Here is a 19816-nt window from a genome sequence, read left to right on the forward strand (position 1 = left end):
TTACACAAAACCTGTACTTTTTAGGATGGAATAGTTGGTATTAATGATGCTCTGCAATATTAAGTTTAATCAAACTAACACTTTTATGTTGGCTTAACGTACAAAGCGCCTTAAATAACACATTATAAGATTTTGAGTATAGTCGAGTAATAACTGCCATAAATCGAGCTACTGATGACAATCCCTAATATAGGTTTTAACCATAAAAAAACCAAACAAGCAGAATTTGAACTAATTGAATTGAATGACTTGTATAAGAGACCTATGTTGGAGCATGATCCTCAAGCCCCGCATCGCGTGTCGTTTTTTATGCTGATTTATATTGAGCAGGGTGAGGGCGAGCATATGGTTGATTTTAACCATTATGGTTTTGGGCCAGGTTCGCTCATTTTTGTGCAACAAGACCAAGTGCATAGCTTTGACTTTTCTGGGCAACCTCAAGGTAAGATATTACTGTTTACTCAGGCTTTTTTAGATAAAGTGCATGCCAATATGCGCTTGCCAAACTACACGCCAACGCATTTAAATCAGCAACATAACCCTATATTGCAACTCGACACGACTCACCATGCTCGCAGCCATATTTTAATTGATCAAATTCAAGCTGAAATAAACACACCGGCCTCAGAGCCGCTTATTATCATGTATTTATTTTCGGCTTTAGCCTTGTTATTGCACCGGTTACGTCCGGAATTAAGCCACGACAACTTATCTGTTGAGCAGAGCAGCAAGCTCGCACGTTTTTTTAGTTTAATGCAGCAGCATGTACAACAAGTGCGCGATGCAAATTGGTATGCAGGCAAAATCCATACAACCTATAAAACCCTCAATCAAATTTGTAAACTGGCAACAGGGTTAACCGCCAAACAAATGATAGATGCCTACACCATTATTGAAATAAAGCGTCGCCTTGTGGTGAGCAAAACCACGACACAGCAACTAGCCAATGATTTTGGCTTTGAAGACAGCAGTAACTTTGTTAAATACTTTAAAAAGCAAACCGAATTGACCCCAAGCCAATTTTTGAAACACCATTTGTCTTAACGGGTTCGACTTTTACCATTTTTATGCCTTTTTACACTCTATTAACAAATAGGTGCACCTTATAAACTGTCCTCATTGAAACCAGAGGACAAAATCATGAATACCATTACTCACAACACCATTGCAGTTAACAGCACATCAACAGCGCGTAAATCTATTATCAGTGCACTTATTACGAGTGCGTTATTGGGTGCAGCCTTAGTGTCTGGCAACAGCGTTGCGGCAACCGAAAAATCACAAGGTCAAGTCAGCTATAAGCAACAAGCGGTTGAGTTAGTCAGCAGCATTGAAACTGGCGACCCAGCACCCATAGGCTATATCAACCCTAACAAATACATTCAACATAACTTAGCGGTTGCCGATGGATTAGCCGGTTTTGGTGCGGTAATGCAGCAGTTACCTAAAGGCAGCGCAAAAGCGCAGGTTAAACGTGCATTTCAAGACGGTAATTATGTGGTTACGCACACCGAATATAACTTTTTCGGCCCAAAAGTTGGCTTTGATATTTTCCGCTTTGAAGACGGTAAAATAGTTGAGCATTGGGATAACCTACAAACCATCGCTGCGGTAAACCCAAGTGGTCATACACAGTTTGATGGCGCAACAAAGATCACTGATTTAGACAAAACAGAGCAAAATAAAACCTTAGTGGCCGATTTTGTAAACACCATCTTGATCAAAGGTGATATGGCCAAAATAGGTCAATTTATTGGTAGTGAAGATACTGATTATATTCAGCACAACCCTAATATTGGCGACGGCTTAAATAACCTTGGCAACGCCTTAGGTGAGCTCGCTAAAATGGGCATGCCAATGGTTGTAAAAACCCATCATAAAGTGCTTGGCGAAGGTAACTTTGTGTTGTCGATTAGCGAAGGCACATTTATGCAACAACATGTGGCGTTTTATGACTTGTTCCGTGTTGAAAATAATATGATTGTGGAACATTGGGACACCATTGAAACCATTCCAGCCAAAGCCGATTGGAAAAACAGCAACGGTAAATTTGGTTTTTAATCGCCAATGAGTTGTGTACTACATTTTATAAAACACAGGCCGCTTTTAGCTGCCTGTGTTTTTTTACGTATATGCACACTTTTTATGGCGTCAGCAATTGCCTTAACGAATGCCTAAATTGCTTAAACATTGGCTCAAGGCTGTAGCGATGATGCTGAATAACATCAACATTGGCATGCCAGCCCATATCGATAAACTCGCTGGGCAATATTACCAGTTGACCATTGTTGACATATTCATTGGCAATATGATTGGGCAGTAAACACCAGCCATTGCCCTGTAATGTCAGTTCAAGTAACACATAATAGTTGTCTGCGTACCAAACCTCTGGGCTCAAGGCGAGCTGAAAGTCACTCGATTTGTTATTACGCGAGCGCATGAGCAGTTGCCTATGCAATTTAAGGTTGGCCAGATTATTAACTGGTTGTTGAGCTAGCGGGTGAGCGCTCGCAACATAAATATCAAACTTAATCGAACCAATGGATTCATAATCAATGTAAGGAGGCAGTGACAAGTCACTAAAAATTATCCCTGTCACCGCTTTGTTAGAGTCAATCATGTCGACAATATCGATACTCGATGCGGTAAAAAATTCCAGTGTCGTATTGGGGAAATCGATTTCGAGTTGATTAACCATACTGGAGAGTTTTTGAAAGGGTATACCTTCATCTAAGCCGATGGTGAGCTCTGAAATAAACGGTTTATCAAGATGTTGGGCGCATGAACGTAAGCGTTGATGTTGCGCTAACAACACTTGCGCGTGTGATAACAACGTATGTCCTGCCTGGGTAAGTTGTGGATAACGGCCGCTGCGGTCAAATAACGCAGCATTACAATCTATTTCAAGGTTGATGACATGTTGGCTTACTACTGATTGCGCTTTATTGAGCGACCGCGCCGCAGATGAAAATGAACCCGTCTTGGCTGTTTCTACAAATGCTTCGAGTTGATCAATGCTATACATATCGCTTTTCCAGATACTATCTAACTATTATGTATCCTTATATTGGATGATAATGAGCTAAACGTCACCAATAAATGAGTTCATCATGCAAAGAAAAGAACGGATATTTCACGCAGTGTCTTTTGAAGTGTTGGCTGCGGCTATTATTGTCCCTGTGAGCGCAATATTGATGGAGAAAAGCACGACAGATATGTTGGTGGTCAGTATTGGTTTGTCACTTCTTGCTGTGATGTGGAACTACGTCTACAACATTTGGTTCGACAAGTTGTTGGGTAGCGACCGAATTAATCGTACATTAGCAATGCGTATCGTTCATGCTACGGGTTTTGAAGGCGGCTTGTTAGTTGTAACTCTTCCAATGGTATCCTGGTATTTAAGTTTAAACCTCATCGATACCATGATGCTTGAAGGTGGCGTGTTATTGTTTTTCTTTGTTTATACTGGCGTATTCAATTGGGCCTACGATATTTATCAACCCTATCAGCGCTGGTTTGGCAAAACCATTGGCGTAAGATAAACCGATTATTTGTTAAGTCATTACTGCCAAAAAATTAGCCGTTTTATATTACTGTCATGGTTACTATGGCATCATCAATCGGTATTCATTGTTGCAGGGTGGCAAGCATAATGCTTTATCGTTTTAATCAATTGTTAGTTGCTGTGTGTGCCATGTTGCTGCTTAGCTGTGCCCAAGCAGATACGTTAGCGCCATTTACTAGTGACGGTTGTAGTGCATTTCCTAATGGTACCTTTGAGCAACGTGAACTGTGGCTTACGTGCTGCCAAAAACACGACTTTGATTACTGGAAAGGCGGCACTTTTGATGAGCGATTAGCCTCAGATAAAGCCTTGCGAGTCTGTGTTGCTAAAGTTGGCCAACCACAAATTGCCTTGTTGATGTTAGCCGGGGTGAGGGTTGGCGGGACACCGTATTTACCGACGCAATTTAGATGGGGCTATGGCTGGCCCTATCCCAGAGATTATGGTGCATTAACAGACGATGAACGTAAACAAGTCGAGTTATTATCGACACAAGTTTTCATGATAAATAATACTGACAAATAGATTAAAAATATTAACTCTAATAGTTTTTATGATTTAAAAAGTGATCTATTATTGAACTCATCAAGTATCAACAAGTAGATAAAGACAATATTTAGCAATGGCGACAAACATCACAATTTGATAAATGTGATGCGATATATTGTCTGGTAGATTAATTCATTAAAATAAGGAGTTAACATGACAGAGATCGATATTGGTATCAAAAAAGATGACCGTCTTAAAATCGCTGAAGGTCTAAAAAGTTTATTGGCCGACTCGTATACCCTTTATTTGCAAACCCATAACTTTCACTGGAACGTTACCGGGCCTCAGTTTCGCGAATTACACCTGATGTTTGAAGAGCATTACACTGAGCTTGCCACTGCAGTTGATGATATCGCAGAGCGTATTCGTACCCTTGATGTTGCCGCGCCTGGAACATATAAAGAATTTGCTCGTTTGAGTTCGATTAAAGAGGTTGAAGGCGTACCGTCTTCAATCGATATGGTTGAGTTACTGATAAAAGGCCATGAGCAAGTGGTCAGAACCTCGCGAGAAGTGCTCAAGTTAGCCCAAGAGGCTGATGATGAGTCAACAGCATCATTAGTGTCTGACCGTATGGGAATACACGAAAAAACCGCCTGGATGTTACGCGCAACCCGCAAGTAAGCGCACTTAAACAACCTAATTTTATAAACCGCTGGCTTTCAGCGGTTTTTATTTGCCGCTAGAAAAAGCCAACCAAACCCGTTAATGTATGATTTTTATTTTTATGATGATGCAGCCGTGACCTATAACACACACCTAACTGAACTGGCACAACATTTATTTGCGCAACGAAATTACCCCAATCCAAACTCAGATTTTGCTGTTAGTTTACAAAGCATTGAGCAAGCGATACGTGTTCAACAAAAAATGGCTGAGTTAAATGGCCATGTTACTGGTTGGAAATGCCTCGTGCCGCAAGCAAACGATCAACTTATTGTGGCGCCAATTCTGCAAGCCGCTGAGCGGGGGCAATTGTGTGGCATTATCCCGGCGATAAAAGATGAACAGTCTTTAGCATTAATAGAGCCAGAAATTGCCTTTATACTAGGCCAAGATATAGAGCCGTATCGCCACTATAGCCATGATGAGATTGATGCAGCAATCAGCGCGACTCATATGGCATTAGAGTTAATTCAAAACCGATTTAGCCGTGACAGCCAACCAAGCTATTTACAAAAATTGGCAGACGGATTAAGTAACCAGGGTGTGTATATTGGCCCGCAAATACCTAAATCGGTCGCTTATCAAGCAAGCCATGTTGATCTTGTGGTAACTGCAAATAACCAACAGCAGGTATTTAACGGTAAACATCCGTGTGAATTACCGCAATTACCCATTTACTGGATGATTAACTATTTGGCTGAGCAGGGGATTACACTCTGTGCTGGGCAGGCGATTATTACTGGTTCTTATTGCGGGGTGGTAAAAGTGCCGATGACTGCAGAGGTTACGATTGAGTATAAAGACATTGGCCAATTTACCGTGAGTTTTGTAGATGCATTAGCTTAATCATAACCGCTTCGGTCAAGATAAAAAAAGCGCCCCAGGCGCTTTTTTTATTGTGTTTCTAATTGAGTAAAAAACTCTTCTAGTTGTTGGCTAACCGTGTCGGTATCGCCTGTGGCTTTTAAGTATGAACGTAAGCCAATAATGTGTACCTGAAGTTTTTTAGCTAACTGCTGTTTATCAAACGCTTTAGATAAATCACCTTGCTGTTGTGCTTGTGCAATAATGCTAGCAAAACGATTTTCAACTTGAGTGAGTAAATCTTTAGCAATATCAAGCGTTTCTTGATGTGACTCATCAAGCTCTGCAAGTGTGCGCATTACCATGCATAACTCACTGGGTACACCTGCACTGCATGGCACAATTAAACCGCGCAAATATTGCTTTAATCCTGACCAAGGGCTGTCGTGCTGAGCTAATTGCTCATTAAGCGCATTTGTTGATGTTTGAGCATAATGGAGCAATGTTTGATTAAATAAATCGGCTTTGCTACCAAAAGCGGCATATATACTGCCTGGTCGCATGTCCATGGTAGTTTGAATTTCTCGCGTAGAGGTGGCCAAAAAACCTTTTTGCCAAAATAGGTTTCTTGCTTTTTCAAGTACGTCTTCGCGATCAAATTTAGAAATATTAGCCATGAGCCCCTCTTTAGTTAGTTTACCATTTTACGATATTGCATTGAGGTAAGGCCAGTTTATTGCATTAATTTTTAATCACGAATGGTTATATTCAATAATGTCCCGCCATGCACTCTGCTGTTTTTAGTATTTAGTACACCTTTGCATCACTTTTGATAACGTACTGCTATGAAGAAAATTTAAACCGATTACCTCAATTAAGCCGCATTTAAGCTTGTGCTGAGCGATGTCTGGCCTGCTAAACCAATCTAATAATGACATGTTCCATTGTTGATTAACCCATCATTATCAATTTTTATTTGATAATAATTCACTCATTAGCGCGTTTTTCTCTAAGTAATTAGCCATTAATATACATCCATCAGCACTAAGTTGTTCTGACAGTCGTAAACATTTTTTTACTTATATTCAGGTTTATCACGAGGTTTATTATGAAAAAGATGACAACATTATTTGCTGTGGCAACAGCCTTTATATGTAGTACAACACAAGCCGCTGAGTTCGAGGTGGTAGCAAAGTTTGATGGAACACGTCCTGGTAATGTAACCGTAACTGAACAGGGACGTACATTTCTTTCAATGCAACCGCTTGATGGCCCTGAGTTTCGTGTTGTTGAATTATTAAAAGATGGCTCAACAGTGCCGTTTCCTACTGTGGATTGGGCCGATGGCCCAGCAAAAGGTGAGGTGGGTTTATCATCTGTGATTGGTATTGATAGCACTGTAGACGGTGTTGTGTGGATCCTTGATATGGGCAGTGCGGATGCTGCGGCGCAAATTGTTGCCTGGGACACGGTTAACAACAAACTCTTTAAGCGTATCGAAATCAGTAAAAATGCCATGGTCGCGAACTCATTTTTACAAGATTTCGTTATCGACACTCAACGCCAGCAAATTTATATTGCCGATACCAGTTTAGGTAATTTATACGGAGAGCCAGCGCCAGCCTTTGTTGTAGTTGATTTAGCAAGCGGCAAAGCACGGCGCGTTTTACAGTCAAATAAGGCATTATTATCACCAAAGCATGATGTCATTATTGACGATTCACTGTTAGCGGCAAAGCGTGAAGATGGCAGTGTTGATACGCTTTATCTTAATTTAAACCCAATCACAATCGATGCTCAACAGCAGTGGGTCTATTTTGGTACCGTGAATGGCAGTGCTGTTTATCGTATTGCCGCAGCGGCGTTAGCCAATGACAAATTAACCGATAAAGAACTTGCCAACAAGATTGAGTTTTATAGTGAAAAACGCCCAAGTGATGGCATGATCATTGATAAAAACAACAACATTTATGTGGGCGATGTTGAACGTAATGCCATTGGTATTATTGGTCAAGCTGGTTACAAGGTATTTGCACAAGATGACACATTATTGTCTTGGGCTGATGGTTTCTCTATTCAAGGTGGATATTTGTACGTGACTCAAAACTCACTGCATTTAAACCCAGCGCTTAATGCAGGTGAAGAAGGGGCCGCTAAACCATTTCACTTGTTACGCATCAAGCTAGATTAAGAGTGGTCATCCGAGCAGTGTTAATTCAGCTTTGTTGTGTTTAACTACAAACAACCCGTAATGGTATGGCCATTACGGGTTGTTTTTTATTCACTCACGTTAAAAGAACGCGGTGATAACTCAGCCTTATTAGCTTACGACCACACACCGTCTTCGGTTTTACCTTGAATTTTCACATCGGCCAGTTTGAATTCAGGTTTGTTAGTGGCTTTAAGCTTAACTTGATAGTCGCGGGTTAAATTAACAATGGTGGGGGTTAACAGCATCAATGCACTGATATTCACCACAGTCATCAAGCCCAGAGCCATGTCGGCCATGTTCCACACTTCTTTTAAGGTGGCATTGGCGCCCCAATACACCATGCTTAAATACAGCAAGGTATACACAGTACGGCCATAAATGTTATCGAGTTTAAACAGGTGTAAGTTACTCTCGGCATAGGCATAATTGGCCACCACAGAGGTAAACGAAAATAGGGTGATAATAATAGCGACAAACATATCACCACTCATACCCATATGGTGAGTCATGGCATTTTGTGTGATACGAATGCCTTCCATTTCGCTGCCGATATTACCTTGCGCCAGTAAAATCACAATGGCAGTACAGCTACACAACACCATAGTGTCGATAAACACCCCAAGCATTTGCACATAACCTTGAGCTACCGGATGGTTAGGTACTGGTGTTGCGCCCGCCGCGGCGTGAGGCACACTACCTGCCCCCGCTTCGTTAGAATAAAGACCGCGCTGAATACCATTTTTGATTGCTGCGCCTAATGCACCAGCGCCCGCTTCGGTTAACCCAAAGGCTGAGTTAAAAATGTCCATTAATACGGCAGGAACGTGTTGAATATTGATTAAAGTCACTGCTACCGCAGCCAAAATAAAGGCGAGGCCCATAAAGGGCACAATTAATTCGGCAAAGCGGGCGATACTGCGCAGGCCACCCATCACAATAATACCTGCTATGGCTGTAATAACGGCTCCGGAGTAAACGCTAGATATATCAAAGGTGTGATTGAGGGCGTCGGTGATGGTGTTAGCTTGCATGGCACTAAAGCTAATGCCGTAACCTAAAAATAAACACAAGGCGAACAGCACAGCCAGCCAGGGTTTATTTAACCCCGCGCGAATATAGTAAGCGGGGCCGCCGCGGTATTCTTTATGATCATCGCGTACTTTATACAGCTGACCTAAAATACTCTCGGCAAACCCGGTTGCCATACCGAGCAGGGCTATTACCCACATCCAAAACACGGCGCCGCTGCCGCCAAGGGATATGGCCATGGCGACGCCTGCTAAGTTACCCGTACCTACACGGGCTGACAACCCGGTACACAAGGCCTGGTAAGAGCTGATCCCTGATTTATCGCCCTGGGTACTGCCTTTCATGACTTTGAACATGTAGGCAAAGTGACGCAGCTGAATAAATCGTAACCTCAGTGAAAACCACACACCGGCGAATACCAAAATATAAATCAATACCTGGTATTCGCCCCATAACACATTGTTGGCGAACGAGACAAAATCTTTAATCATTGAGTAACTTCCTTTATAAGTCTTTTTTTATTGTTTTAGGAGATCTTTGTCAGGCTTTGTTATGGGTAAATGCGGGTTATCTTTTCGATAAATGGATCCCTGCTAGCATACACCGAACAGAACCACCAGCCATTTCGATAGCTGATACATTTAATGGTAACAGAGTCACACTTTGATTTAATAACGCAATCTGCTCATGTGTCAATGCTTGATAGGCACATTGTGATAATGCTAAATAGCGGCCAGTTTTCGATTGCAACTCAAGGGCATTGCCACAAAAATGGCGAATTTGCTTGTCGGTTAGGTCGATAATGGTTCTGCCACTGTCTTCAAATCGGCTTATTATTTGTTGGCGTCGAGCCACATCTTTAATCATGTTAAAGCCAGCCATGACAAAATCACTGCCAATACACATTAAGACATTGGTGTGATAAATCGGCACACCGGCTTCATCTTCAGCGTCAAATACCATAGGTTCAAAATTAAACTGTGTGCAAAAACGCTCTAGCGCTAATGAGTCTGTGCGTTTTGATCTCACCGCATAGGCCACACGTTCAATATGGTCGAGTACCATGGCACCCGTGCCTTCAAGGTATATGTTGTCGTATTCTAGGCCTGAATAGTCAATAACATCTTGCACACGGTATTGGGCTTTTAGCATATCAATAATATCAGTGCGACGCTCTTTACGACGGTTTTTGGCATACATAGGGTAAATAGCCACATGGCCCCCTAAGTGGGTCGAAAACCAATTGTTAGGAAACACTGAATCAGGAGTGTCGGTGCCTGTGTCTTCAAACACATGCACGTTAATGCCCGCAGCTTGTAACTGTTGTTGCGCCTGGCTAACTTGTTCATAAGCCTGTGTTGCAAGCAAAGCCTGGTCTTGGCTGACATCTCTGCTTTGGTAGCTATTGTCTGGCAGGGTTTCAGGGTTTGGACTGAAGTTGTGAGGGCGGATCATCACAACGGCTGATGGAGCTTGTGGATTAATGGCCATTATGCACCTACTACTAAGCGAGTCGCTTGTGTTGCTGGCGTTAATAAACCAAATAAATCACGAGGATTTGCTTGGTTTGTGAGTAGTTCAAGTTGCTGGTGGCTCGATTGTTGTTTAATTAAATCATGTACATAACGTAGTGCAGAGAAATCTTCAATCGCAAAACCCACCCCATCAAAAATGGTTAATTGTGCAGCAAAGCTACGGCCTTTACGATCGCCACGGATAACCTTATACATTTCGGTCACTACAAATGATGAGTCAAGTTGCTGAATGTCACCCTCGATACGGGTTTGTGGCTCATATTCAACAAATACGTCAGCGCGTAAAAGCAGTGCTGCTTCAAGTTCTGTTTTACCCGGGCAGTCGCCGCCAATCGCATTAATATGCACGCCATCTTGCACCATGTCACTGGTTAAAATAGTGGCATTACGTTTATCTGCAGTGCAGGTAGTAATGATTTCAGCGCCTTTTACAACCTCATGTGCACTGTCACATAAGATAATGTCGAGCCCTTGGTTGGCTAAATTTTGCTGGCACTTTAGCATGGCAGTGCGGTCGATATCGTAAATGCGCACCTGGTTAATGCCGAGTATTACTTTAAAAGCCAAAATTTGAAATTCAGACTGGGCACCACAGCCAATCATCGCCATGGTTTTCGCCTCTTTTGGCGCCAGGTATTTGGCCATCATGGCTGAGGTCGCAGCGGTGCGAAGCGCGGTGAGTATGGTCATTTCAGACAGCATTAATGGATAACCACTCTGTACATCAGCTAGCACACCAAAGGCGGTGACCGTTTGTAAACCAATGCGGGTGTTTTTAGGGTGGCCATTAACATATTTAAAGCTAAATTGTTGTTGGTCACTGGTCGGCATTAATTCAATCACACCATCGGTTGAATGGCTGGCAAAACGGGGTGATTTATCAAACAGTTCCCAGCGCAAATAATCTTGCTCCAGATATTCTACTAGGCCCAGTAAAAAGGCCTCTGTGCCAATGTGTTGTAATAGCGAAAGCATATCGCTAACGCTAACAAAGCCGACATTGTTTAAATTGGTGTTATTGACTGTGTGCATATTGCTCATTCCTATTGACTGTAACTCAGGGTAATTCATTTAATAAGATGATAGTCATTGGCAGAGTTAAACAAAATGGCAATTATTTGTAATAAATGTACTATTATTTGTCATTATGCTAGGTTGTATTAAGCACTTTGCTAAGCTTGATTGACGGTTTAAGGTGGTACACATGTATTCTTCTGCTCATCCCTATTTGTACGACGATCTCGATAAGCAATTGATTTCAATTTTGCGAAAAGACGGCAGGGCATCCATTTCTAAATTGGCGCAGCTGCTGGATGTGTCCCGCGGGACCATACAAAATCGCCTAGATCGTCTTGTCAGTAGCGGGGCTATTTTAGGTTTTACCATTCGGGCTCATGAGCAAATTGAGTCAAATGTGGTGCGAGCTATCATGCTGATTGAAGTGGTGGGGCGCTCAACAACCCAAGTCATTAATAAATTACGGGGGATCCCGCAGTTAGAAAAATTACACACCACAAACGGTGCCTGGGATTTAGTGGCCGACATTCGTGCCACTAGCCTTGAAGAATTTGATAAAGTATTACGTGAAGTGCGCTCAATTGAAGGCGTGCTTAATAGCGAAACCAGTATTTTATTAAGTACGGTATAACACTGAGGCACATGGTTCTATGGCCAAACTTAATCTGCCCTTTAGCGCAAATCAGCAGCAACTAGCCTTACTACGCCTAATTAATTGGGGCTTAAAAATAGGCTTGATTGTGTTTGCAGCTGACTTATTTGGGTTAACTACACCGCCGACCACCTTAAGCTATGTATTGATTATTGAAGCCTGTTATGTGGGCTTTAGTTATCGGTTTCATCGCCTGAGTATCGACAATCATGGTTTATTGTTTCTAACCTTATTACTCGACACAGTATTTTGGGCTAACTGGTTGTATTTCACCGGCGGTGCCACCAATGCGTTTGTGTCATTATTACTGCTGCCGATAGCCATTTCAGCCATTACTTTACCTCGGTGGGCACCCTGGTCGTTAACGGCGTTATCGACTGTGTTTTACAGCCTGATGATTATCACAATTGCCGATCATATGCCTGACGCCGCAACACCTGCTAATGCTGATTTACACGCGGGCCACAATATGAGCCAAATGGCAATGGACACGCCTGTCGCCAGTATGGATCACAGCATGAACATGGGCTCGCATTATTTAGGCATGTGGTTCAACTTTGTTATTTCAGCCTTGGTGTTAACCATTACCGTGGGCTTTATCGCTAAGCGTATTAGGCAAAAAAATGTTGAGTTAGGCTATTTACGTGAAGCGCAATTAAGGCAAGAGAAACTACTCGCATTAGGCACTGTATCGGCACAAATGGCGCATCAATTAGCCACGCCTTTGGCTACGTTACGGTTATTGGTTGATGAAATATCAGATGTAACACACGATGCAGAACAAGCTGAATTACTCACCGAGATGCAACAAGCACTTAACCGCTGCGAAATAACCTTAAGCGATTTACGTTTAGCGACAGAGTCTATCCGTGAGCAAAAATGGCAACAACAGTCGGTTAACGATCTTATTGCGCAGTTATCAGAACAAGTGGGGCTGTTAATGCCTGAAACCCGGTTAAATATTGATATCTCACCACAGGTCAACACGGCGATATTGCGAACAGACATGAGTTTATTACCGGCATTATTGGCGCTTATTCAAAATGGCGCACAGGCAAGTGAAGACAACCATCAAGGGGCAATCGTCGATATCAGTGTGCAATTATCTCAGCCACATGCCTTAACTATTACCATTCGTGATTATGGCGCAGGCATTGCGGCGCATTTATTACACACGCTTGGCAGTCACATGGTTAATAGCCCTAAAGGCATGGGAATTGCGGTGTTACTAAGCCATACCAGCTTTGAGCGGTTAGGCGGAACTTTACACCTTAAACAACTTGCACAAGGTGGCACAGAAGCCATCGTGACCTTACCCCTTAGCGGGCAGTAAAAATAAAGCGATAAAAATAATGAATAAATTATTGATTATTGAAGATGATGTAGCATTAGCCACCATTTTAGCTCGTCGATTAAGTAAACATGGCTTTGAGTGTCACATTGGCCACAATGCCAGTGATGGTTTATTGATGGCAAGGCAATGTTTGCCAACCCATATTGTGCTGGACATGAAGCTGGCTGAGCAAAATGGTTTATCACTCATTAAACCGTTAAGGCAATTATTACCCTCTGTACGTATGGTATTGCTCACAGGTTTTGCTAGTATTGCCACCGCTGTAGAGGCGATACGTTTAGGCGCAGATAACTACCTTGCCAAACCTGTAGACACCCAAACGTTATTAAATGCATTGTTAATCACGCCCGCTGCCACAACAACCTATGGTGACATTGAAGAGTTACCACTTAACCCTAAGCGAGTTGAGTGGGAGCACATTCAACAAGTGCTTGCTCATAACAATGGCAATGTATCAGAAACCGCTCGCCAACTCGGCATGCACCGCCGCACTTTGCAGCGCAAGCTATTGAAAAAGCCAACGGCGGATAACAGATAGGTTTTTATTTTTGGTTATTGGCCAGGTAATAACCTCGTTTATGATGTTATTGCTTACTGTATTTGCGGTTATTGTGTTACCGAAACCTTAACGGATCTTGGCCAAAAGTTGTTGTCTCACAATTTCGGCACCGGCATGTAAGGCGTTGAGTTTTGCATTTGCTACCTGATGCGATAACGGCGCCATGCCGCAGTTGGTGCAAGGGTAGAGCTTGTCGGCATCAACAAATTGCAGGGCTTTTAGTAGGGTATCGGCCACTTCCTGAGGTGTTTCTATGGTGTTGCTTGCTACATCAATGGCGCCAACCATGACTTTTTTACCGCGTATCAATTCAAGCAGTTCCAATGGCACATGAGAGTTGTGACATTCGAGTGAGATGATATCAATGTTCGACTGTTGCAGTTTAGGAAAGGCTTGTTCGTATTGACGCCACTCAGAGCCTAAGGTTTTTTTCCAGTCGGTATTGGCTTTAATGCCATATCCATAACAGATATGCACTGCGGTTTCGCAGGTAAGCCCTTCAATGGCTCTTTCTAGGCAGGCAATACCCCAATCATTAACCTCATCAAAAAACACATTAAATGCTGGCTCGTCAAATTGAATAATATCGACTCCCGCCGCTTCTAGTTCTTTGGCTTCTTGATTGAGTATTTTGGCAAATTCCCAGGCGAGCTTTTCGCGGCTTTTGTAATGATCATCAAACAGTGTATCTATCATGGTCATGGGGCCAGGAAGTGCCCATTTTATCGGCTGCGTAGTTTGTTGGCGTAAAAACTTGGCGTCTTCAACAAACACTGACTTTTGTCGACTGACTGGGCCAATAACGGTGGGAACACTGGCATCATAACGGTCACGAATTTTAACGGTTTTACGTTTATTAAAATCAACGCCGTTGAGGTGCTCAATAAAGGTGGTGACAAAATGCTGCCGCGTTTGCTCGCCATCGCTAACGATATCAATCCCTGCTTGCAGTTGATTATGCAGTGATAAGCGCAGCGCATCTTGCTTGCCTGCAATTAATTCATCCCCCTGTAATTTCCAGGGTGACCAGAGCGTTTCAGGCTCGGCTAGCCATAAGGGTTTAGGTAAACTGCCCGCAGTAGATGTTGGTAACAGTGTCTTATTAAGCAATGTGTTCATAGTATGAATGCCATAAATTGGGTTAAACATGTAAAGTAGCGATTAAACAGAGTGGTTTTTCAAGCCTAGCGATTACGCATAACTAGCAGACCATTGCTCAAGCACTGCTTGGTATGGTTTGATAAAGTGCTCAGCAGCAAATTTGCCTTGCTGAGTTGCCAGTTGGCTGCGCTCTGCACGGTCATAGACAATTTTTGTGAGCGAGTGGTCCTGGCTATTCAAATTGGGTTGATAGCATTTACCGGCCACGGCATTGGCATTATAAATTTCAGGGCGGTAGATTTTTTGAAAAGTGCCCATTGTGCTAATTGTGCTGATCAGCTCAAGGTGGGTGTAATCATTGAGTAAATCTCCAACAAAATAAAAAGCCAGTGGCGCCACGCTGTTGGGCGGCATAAAGTAACGTACCTGTAAGCCCATTTTTTGGAAATATTGCTCTGTTAATGACGATTCATTTGGCTGGTATTCAACCCCTAGTACAGGGTGTTGATTCTCTGTGCGGTAATAGGTTTTGTTGTCGGACACACTGAGACAAATAACCGGCGGCTTTGTAAAGTGCTGTTTGTAGCTGTCTGAGTTAATAAAGCATTTAAACAGTTTGCCGTGTAGTTCGCCAAAGTCAGCTGGTACCGTAAATGTCGGCTTGCCTTTGTTATATTCTGGCAGTAAAACGCTAAAGTCGTAATCGCGTAAATAAGATGAAAAATTATTGCCAACAATACCGTCAATGCGTTTATTGGTTTTGCTATCAAGGATATTGGTTTTCAAGATCTCAATCGATGGAAAGGTTTGGCCGCCGCCTTCGATATTGATGTTAACCGAAATAATCTCAAGTTCGACTGTATAGCGATCGCCTTTGGGGTTATCCCAATGCGCTAAGGCATTAAAACTATTGTTAATCATTTTTAACGCATTGCGTAAGTTTTCCTGACGATAACTGCCTCTGGCTAAGTTGGCAAAATTGGTGGTGACGCGGGTCTTGTCTGATGGATGATAATGTTCATCAAGACAAATGCTTTCAAGGGTAAAAGTAAAATGTGTATTCATGATGTTGTGTTCCCATTTGTCTTAGTCCAAACCCTATAGCGGTATAACTCTGATGGCTAAATCAGTCGATATCAGCGCCTGGATTGTCGTATTTTAGTCATCACCAGCAGCTTAATATCGTGTTTAAATAAGCATTTTTGGTAAGCCTTGGGATATTTATACGTGGTTTGGAACATGAACAAAAACGGGTTTATTTCACCTGCAACGTGAGTGAAATTCATCATTAGTAAATAGCATGATTAGTATAGGCAGTCGCCTGAGGTTAGCATTGGTTGTTAGCTAGTTTCTCGTCGCCTCAACTCTAATATCGTCCCGTTCTCACACGTCGTCCGGGTAAGGCTTTTGAGCCGGGCCTCAGGTGTTTTGCTTTGTTTTGTGCTTATTTACTTATGGCCTGAGCCCACTAAATTCGGAGCCGCATGCAGGGGGTGGGTGGCTGGGGGCTAGAAACCTCCGGCTACCCGATTACATGTACGTTACTCATCAAGTCGTCGTTCTTTTTCTGCTTCTGGTAATTTATCCCACAGAGTTTCATAGTAAAACTTTTTAATTAAAGGGTAATTAGCCTGCGCAAATTCTTTTACTTTATCAGGATTAGAATACCTCATTGGTTGATGAAATAATTCGTTAGCCTTTTCCATGAACTCAAATAATTCTATGAACTCATTTTGAGATAATTTAATTGAAGGTAAATCATCTACAATTTCAAATTCAGCGTCCTTTGAATCAAAGATTTCTAACCAAATTGTACAGCCATCTTTGTCGCAACACTCAAGGTCAAAAGCTCCGTCATAGACATCAATAATAGTCGCAATATCACCAACTCTGGGAGAACGTGTACCCATGTGTTTTTCATTAAATGTGAACTCACGATTCAACTTTTTAATTTTAACGACTGAATATTGCTTCATCCGTGACCTTAGTGCATATAACGAGCCTGTAGAATTACTCGTTTTTAAATTCATTTTGATTAATGAATAAACAATATCTGAGTTTATATTTTGATTCAATTATTTAGTGGTGTTTAGATTATTATTTAACATGAAGTTTTGTTTATTTCTTAGTGCGCTTTAGGGTAATTGAGGCGTGGTTGAAGTGTTTTGGGTATCACAAGTAAAAGCCCAGGAACACAGAAAATATTGAGCAATGCCAAGCTTGAATAAATAGTGAAGAAAGCAGTATTACATTCACTAAGAGATGGATGGATCGCAGTTCATTATTGTAATAACTAGCTAACCAGAAAGTGAGTTAGGTCATTTTTCAAAAAGAGTAAATGAACCGCCCTCGGCAACATGCTCCTGCGTTGCTCTACCTCCTGAATCTGACCGCCATGGATTGCGAGAATGTCATGTTGATGCCTGGATCATCATTGGTCATTCAGTCGTGTGCGAAGCCGCATGCAGGGGGCTGGTGGCTAGAAACCTCCGGCTACCCGATTATGAGTGCAGGTTAAGAACAATCTTCTTGCACTCGTTAAATAATGGCTTTGCCTTATCCGGTATTTCTAATAGCGGGCTAAACTCAATGTCTAGCGTTCGAATAGGGTTATGCATTTGCCCAAGTAGAAAGTCCATCTCCATGCACATTAGATAAAGAGCGCGTAGTGAATTTTCAAAATCAGATTTAAAGGCTAAATCTCTTTTCTCAAGGCTCTCCGCCAAATTTGGATCTGCCGGGCTAAATTCTTTCGACTTATTATGAACCAACTTGTTTCGCGCTGAAATAAGCTTCTTAAGGGAACCAAATGCAGGGCCCGACTTATTAATAGTTCTTCCACATACAAGATTTGGAATAACAACCCACTTGGAAATCACATCCATACTATGAAGATGCTTCTCGCTATAACTGTCGCCTAAATGAATTCCAGAATAATTATTGATTGCGGCCTCCACACAAAGTGCAGAGAAAATGATTGCCTTAACTGCATGCTCGGTTGCCTTGTCAGATAACTCTGATTTTTCACCATCATGCATATCAGAATCATCAATGGCCTCAACTTCTAGGCATTTCACATATTCATCTTGAGCAATGTCAAAGTAAACATAATGAAGTCCGCCAATTCTCGAGTGAGAATCCCTCGGATGCTCGACATATATAGGCTCACCTTTCATATTGGCACTCCCTTACTCATAACAGCTTATTGAAGGGCAAAATAAATTTAAAGTCGGCCCTTTAACTTATTGATTATTAACATCCTACATTTACTATCTTCTTGATGTAAAGCAGTTTTATTTAACGCCACTGACAAATAAAAGTGAGGTTGGCGTTAAAAGTTGGCGCAATATTCGGCAGGAAATAAAAATACAATTAATTCACGTGGTTATGGAGTAAATAAAATTATTTATCGTACTGCTTTAGTTTACTTACTACCCGATTTAACTAAAAAAACACTAAAAACCATTACAACGGTTTTTGTTTACAGTACATACAACATAAAGGTGAGTAATATGGCATACACAGGATATTTATCCGATATTTTTAAGTCAGTTAAGATGCAGTTTAACGCTGGACGTTGCGCCACTACGTGAGTGGTCGCAGGCCATGAATACAAAACGACCAAACAACAAAAGCTAACACCTGGATCCCGGCTTAAAAACATTGCCGGGACGACGACAAAGCAGCTAACAAGCTTCCATCCAAAAATGCGTTAGATCTTCCAATTACAAATAAGGTTGAATCGAAGATAGCTATACAGCGGATGTCATCGCGGCTATGACCTTCGAAAACATGGATGTTTTCGCAGAGCGCCCATGGATGGGGTTACCGCGTGTCATAGCAGTGATTTCATTTGAGTATCGTTGCCTAACACCTCAATTTAGTTTGATTTGAATTTTTATAAATTTTGCATCCAAAAATGCGTTAGATAGCATCTAGAGTAGCGACTTACTTTCATTGGACACTCTTACTCTGGTGGGCGAAGCGCCACTTCGTTAGTGGCCATATTTTAAACACAATCTGTGTACATGGATAAGTTACGTATATTGCTTGCAAACAGCCCAAATTCAACTCTGAACTTGAGGCCGTTGAAGACATTTTACAAAAGAATACGTGACCTGACCAACGCATGCACCTCACTAAACTATTCTTTAAAACTTGCTGATAAGACAAACATTAACAGCTTCATCATGGTGGTTTGCGAGCCGACCGTCCGACCCATGGACGGGTCGGTCGAGCTACATGGATGTACTAGCGCGTGTCGGTAAGTGAATGCCATGTTGAAGCCAAATAAAACCTTACAGCTATATGTTTTGCAATGTGTGAAGCGCCACGACGCTAGTGGCCGTAGGCCATAAGTACAAAAGTAGAAGCAAACACCTGGTTCCCGGCTTAAAACCGTTGCCGGGAAGACGGTTAATGAATCTTAATTGAATCAGAGTAACATTTAATCTAACCCCGAGTGGGCGAAGCGCCACGACGTTAGTGGCCGTAGGCCATAAGTACATAAGCACAAAAACGAACACCTGGATCCCGGCTCAAAAGCGTTGCCGGGACGACGGTTAATGAACCTTAATTGAATCAGAGTAACATTTAATCTAACTCCGGAGTCAGCGAAGCGCCACGATGTTTGTGGCCATAGGCCATAGGCCATAGGCCATAGGCCATAAGTACATAAGTACATAAGTACATAAGTACATAAGTACATAAGTACATAAGTACATAAGTATAAAAACACACCTTATCCCTATTACAAGATATCAATTTTGTAGA

The 19816-nt window shown here is 42.1% G+C and carries 19 protein-coding genes; 10 read left to right on the forward strand and 9 right to left on the reverse strand.

The features are described from left to right. The first annotated feature begins 174 nt into the window (after window positions 1-174). Together K8B83_RS11665 and K8B83_RS11670 are read left to right on the forward strand one after the other, a co-directional pair. Window positions 175-1044 carry an AraC family transcriptional regulator gene (locus K8B83_RS11665; protein WP_223417238.1) on the forward strand — a complete coding sequence of 290 codons (870 nt, stop codon included), beginning with the start codon at window positions 175-177 and terminating at the stop codon, window positions 1042-1044. Window positions 1045-1140: 96 nt separating this feature from the next. Further along, the gene (locus tag K8B83_RS11670; RefSeq protein ID WP_223417239.1) at window positions 1141-2061 is read left to right on the forward strand and encodes a nuclear transport factor 2 family protein; all 921 of its coding nucleotides are present in this window, start codon (window positions 1141-1143) and stop codon (window positions 2059-2061) included. An 82-nt stretch (window positions 2062-2143) separates the two neighbouring features. On the opposite strand, the gene K8B83_RS11675 is transcribed toward K8B83_RS11670, so the two are convergent. Then, window positions 2144-3025, reverse strand: coding sequence for a LysR family transcriptional regulator (locus K8B83_RS11675; RefSeq protein ID WP_188740148.1), 882 nt, complete (start codon window positions 3023-3025; stop codon window positions 2144-2146). A gap of 85 nt (window positions 3026-3110) precedes the next feature. Between K8B83_RS11675 and K8B83_RS11680 the strand changes: the two genes are divergently transcribed. The 4 genes from K8B83_RS11680 to K8B83_RS11695 all read left to right on the forward strand — a co-directional run bounded on the left by K8B83_RS11680 (window position 3111) and on the right by K8B83_RS11695 (window position 5626). Beyond that, the gene (locus tag K8B83_RS11680) at window positions 3111-3542 is read left to right on the forward strand and encodes a PACE efflux transporter (protein ID WP_223417240.1); all 432 of its coding nucleotides are present in this window, start codon (window positions 3111-3113) and stop codon (window positions 3540-3542) included. A 152-nt stretch (window positions 3543-3694) separates the two neighbouring features. Continuing rightward, window positions 3695-4090 (forward strand): hypothetical protein, encoded by a 396-nt coding sequence (locus K8B83_RS11685; protein ID WP_223420059.1) that lies wholly within the window; start codon window positions 3695-3697, stop codon window positions 4088-4090. 177 nt (window positions 4091-4267) lie between these two features. Next, window positions 4268-4738 carry a Dps family protein gene (locus K8B83_RS11690; protein WP_188740150.1) on the forward strand — a complete coding sequence of 157 codons (471 nt, stop codon included), beginning with the start codon at window positions 4268-4270 and terminating at the stop codon, window positions 4736-4738. 117 nt (window positions 4739-4855) lie between these two features. Then, window positions 4856-5626, forward strand: coding sequence for a fumarylacetoacetate hydrolase family protein (locus K8B83_RS11695; RefSeq protein ID WP_188740151.1), 771 nt, complete (start codon window positions 4856-4858; stop codon window positions 5624-5626). Window positions 5627-5673: 47 nt separating this feature from the next. Here K8B83_RS11695 and K8B83_RS11700 read toward each other — a convergent pair whose 3' ends face one another. Further along, window positions 5674-6261, reverse strand: coding sequence for a TetR/AcrR family transcriptional regulator (locus K8B83_RS11700; RefSeq protein ID WP_188740152.1), 588 nt, complete (start codon window positions 6259-6261; stop codon window positions 5674-5676). A 431-nt stretch (window positions 6262-6692) separates the two neighbouring features. Here K8B83_RS11700 and K8B83_RS11705 point away from each other — a divergent pair, with 431 nt between their 5' ends. Beyond that, window positions 6693-7775, forward strand: a complete 1083-nt coding sequence (locus tag K8B83_RS11705; RefSeq protein ID WP_223417241.1) for a major royal jelly family protein — start codon at window positions 6693-6695, stop codon at window positions 7773-7775. 134 nt (window positions 7776-7909) lie between these two features. Here K8B83_RS11705 and K8B83_RS11710 read toward each other — a convergent pair whose 3' ends face one another. From K8B83_RS11710 to K8B83_RS11720, 3 genes are all read right to left on the reverse strand, one after another. Further along, window positions 7910-9316, reverse strand: coding sequence for an alanine/glycine:cation symporter family protein (locus K8B83_RS11710; protein WP_188740153.1), 1407 nt, complete (start codon window positions 9314-9316; stop codon window positions 7910-7912). A gap of 76 nt (window positions 9317-9392) precedes the next feature. Then, window positions 9393-10316 carry a citrulline utilization hydrolase CtlX gene (gene ctlX / locus K8B83_RS11715; RefSeq protein WP_188740154.1) on the reverse strand — a complete coding sequence of 308 codons (924 nt, stop codon included), beginning with the start codon at window positions 10314-10316 and terminating at the stop codon, window positions 9393-9395. Further along, the gene (locus K8B83_RS11720; protein WP_188740155.1) at window positions 10316-11392 is read right to left on the reverse strand and encodes an ornithine cyclodeaminase; all 1077 of its coding nucleotides are present in this window, start codon (window positions 11390-11392) and stop codon (window positions 10316-10318) included. The genes ctlX and K8B83_RS11720 overlap by 1 nt, the downstream gene beginning before the upstream one ends. Window positions 11393-11564: 172 nt before the next feature. Between K8B83_RS11720 and K8B83_RS11725 the strand changes: the two genes are divergently transcribed. The 3 genes from K8B83_RS11725 to K8B83_RS11735 are packed head-to-tail and all read left to right on the forward strand — an operon-like array spanning window position 11565 to window position 13921. Beyond that, the gene (locus K8B83_RS11725) at window positions 11565-12008 is read left to right on the forward strand and encodes an Lrp/AsnC family transcriptional regulator (protein WP_188740156.1); all 444 of its coding nucleotides are present in this window, start codon (window positions 11565-11567) and stop codon (window positions 12006-12008) included. 19 nt (window positions 12009-12027) lie between these two features. Next, window positions 12028-13362 (forward strand): sensor histidine kinase, encoded by a 1335-nt coding sequence (locus K8B83_RS11730; protein ID WP_223417242.1) that lies wholly within the window; start codon window positions 12028-12030, stop codon window positions 13360-13362. Window positions 13363-13381: 19 nt separating this feature from the next. Continuing rightward, complete coding sequence (locus K8B83_RS11735) at window positions 13382-13921, forward strand: response regulator transcription factor (protein ID WP_188740158.1); 540 nt, start codon at window positions 13382-13384, stop codon at window positions 13919-13921. An 87-nt stretch (window positions 13922-14008) separates the two neighbouring features. Here the strand turns inward: K8B83_RS11735 and K8B83_RS11740 are convergent, their stop codons facing one another. The 4 genes from K8B83_RS11740 to K8B83_RS11755 all read right to left on the reverse strand — a co-directional run bounded on the left by K8B83_RS11740 (window position 14009) and on the right by K8B83_RS11755 (window position 18219). Further along, on the reverse strand, window positions 14009-15061 hold the full coding sequence (locus K8B83_RS11740; RefSeq protein ID WP_223417243.1) for a methionine synthase: 1053 nt from the start codon (window positions 15059-15061) through the stop codon (window positions 14009-14011). A 72-nt stretch (window positions 15062-15133) separates the two neighbouring features. Next, window positions 15134-16108, reverse strand: coding sequence for a DUF1852 domain-containing protein (locus K8B83_RS11745; protein WP_223417244.1), 975 nt, complete (start codon window positions 16106-16108; stop codon window positions 15134-15136). Between the two features lie 476 nt (window positions 16109-16584). After that, a complete protein-coding gene (locus tag K8B83_RS11750; protein WP_223417245.1) occupies window positions 16585-17019 on the reverse strand; it encodes a hypothetical protein in 435 nt (144 codons plus the stop codon). Window positions 17020-17544: 525 nt separating this feature from the next. Beyond that, window positions 17545-18219: a hypothetical protein gene (locus K8B83_RS11755; RefSeq protein WP_223417246.1), complete on the reverse strand. Its 675-nt coding sequence runs from the start codon at window positions 18217-18219 to the stop codon at window positions 17545-17547. Window positions 18220-19816: the final 1597 nt, after the last annotated feature.

The sequence above is a fragment of the Shewanella inventionis genome, assembly GCF_019931735.1.
In the GTDB taxonomy this organism is placed as follows: Bacteria; Pseudomonadota; Gammaproteobacteria; order Enterobacterales; family Shewanellaceae; genus Shewanella; species Shewanella inventionis.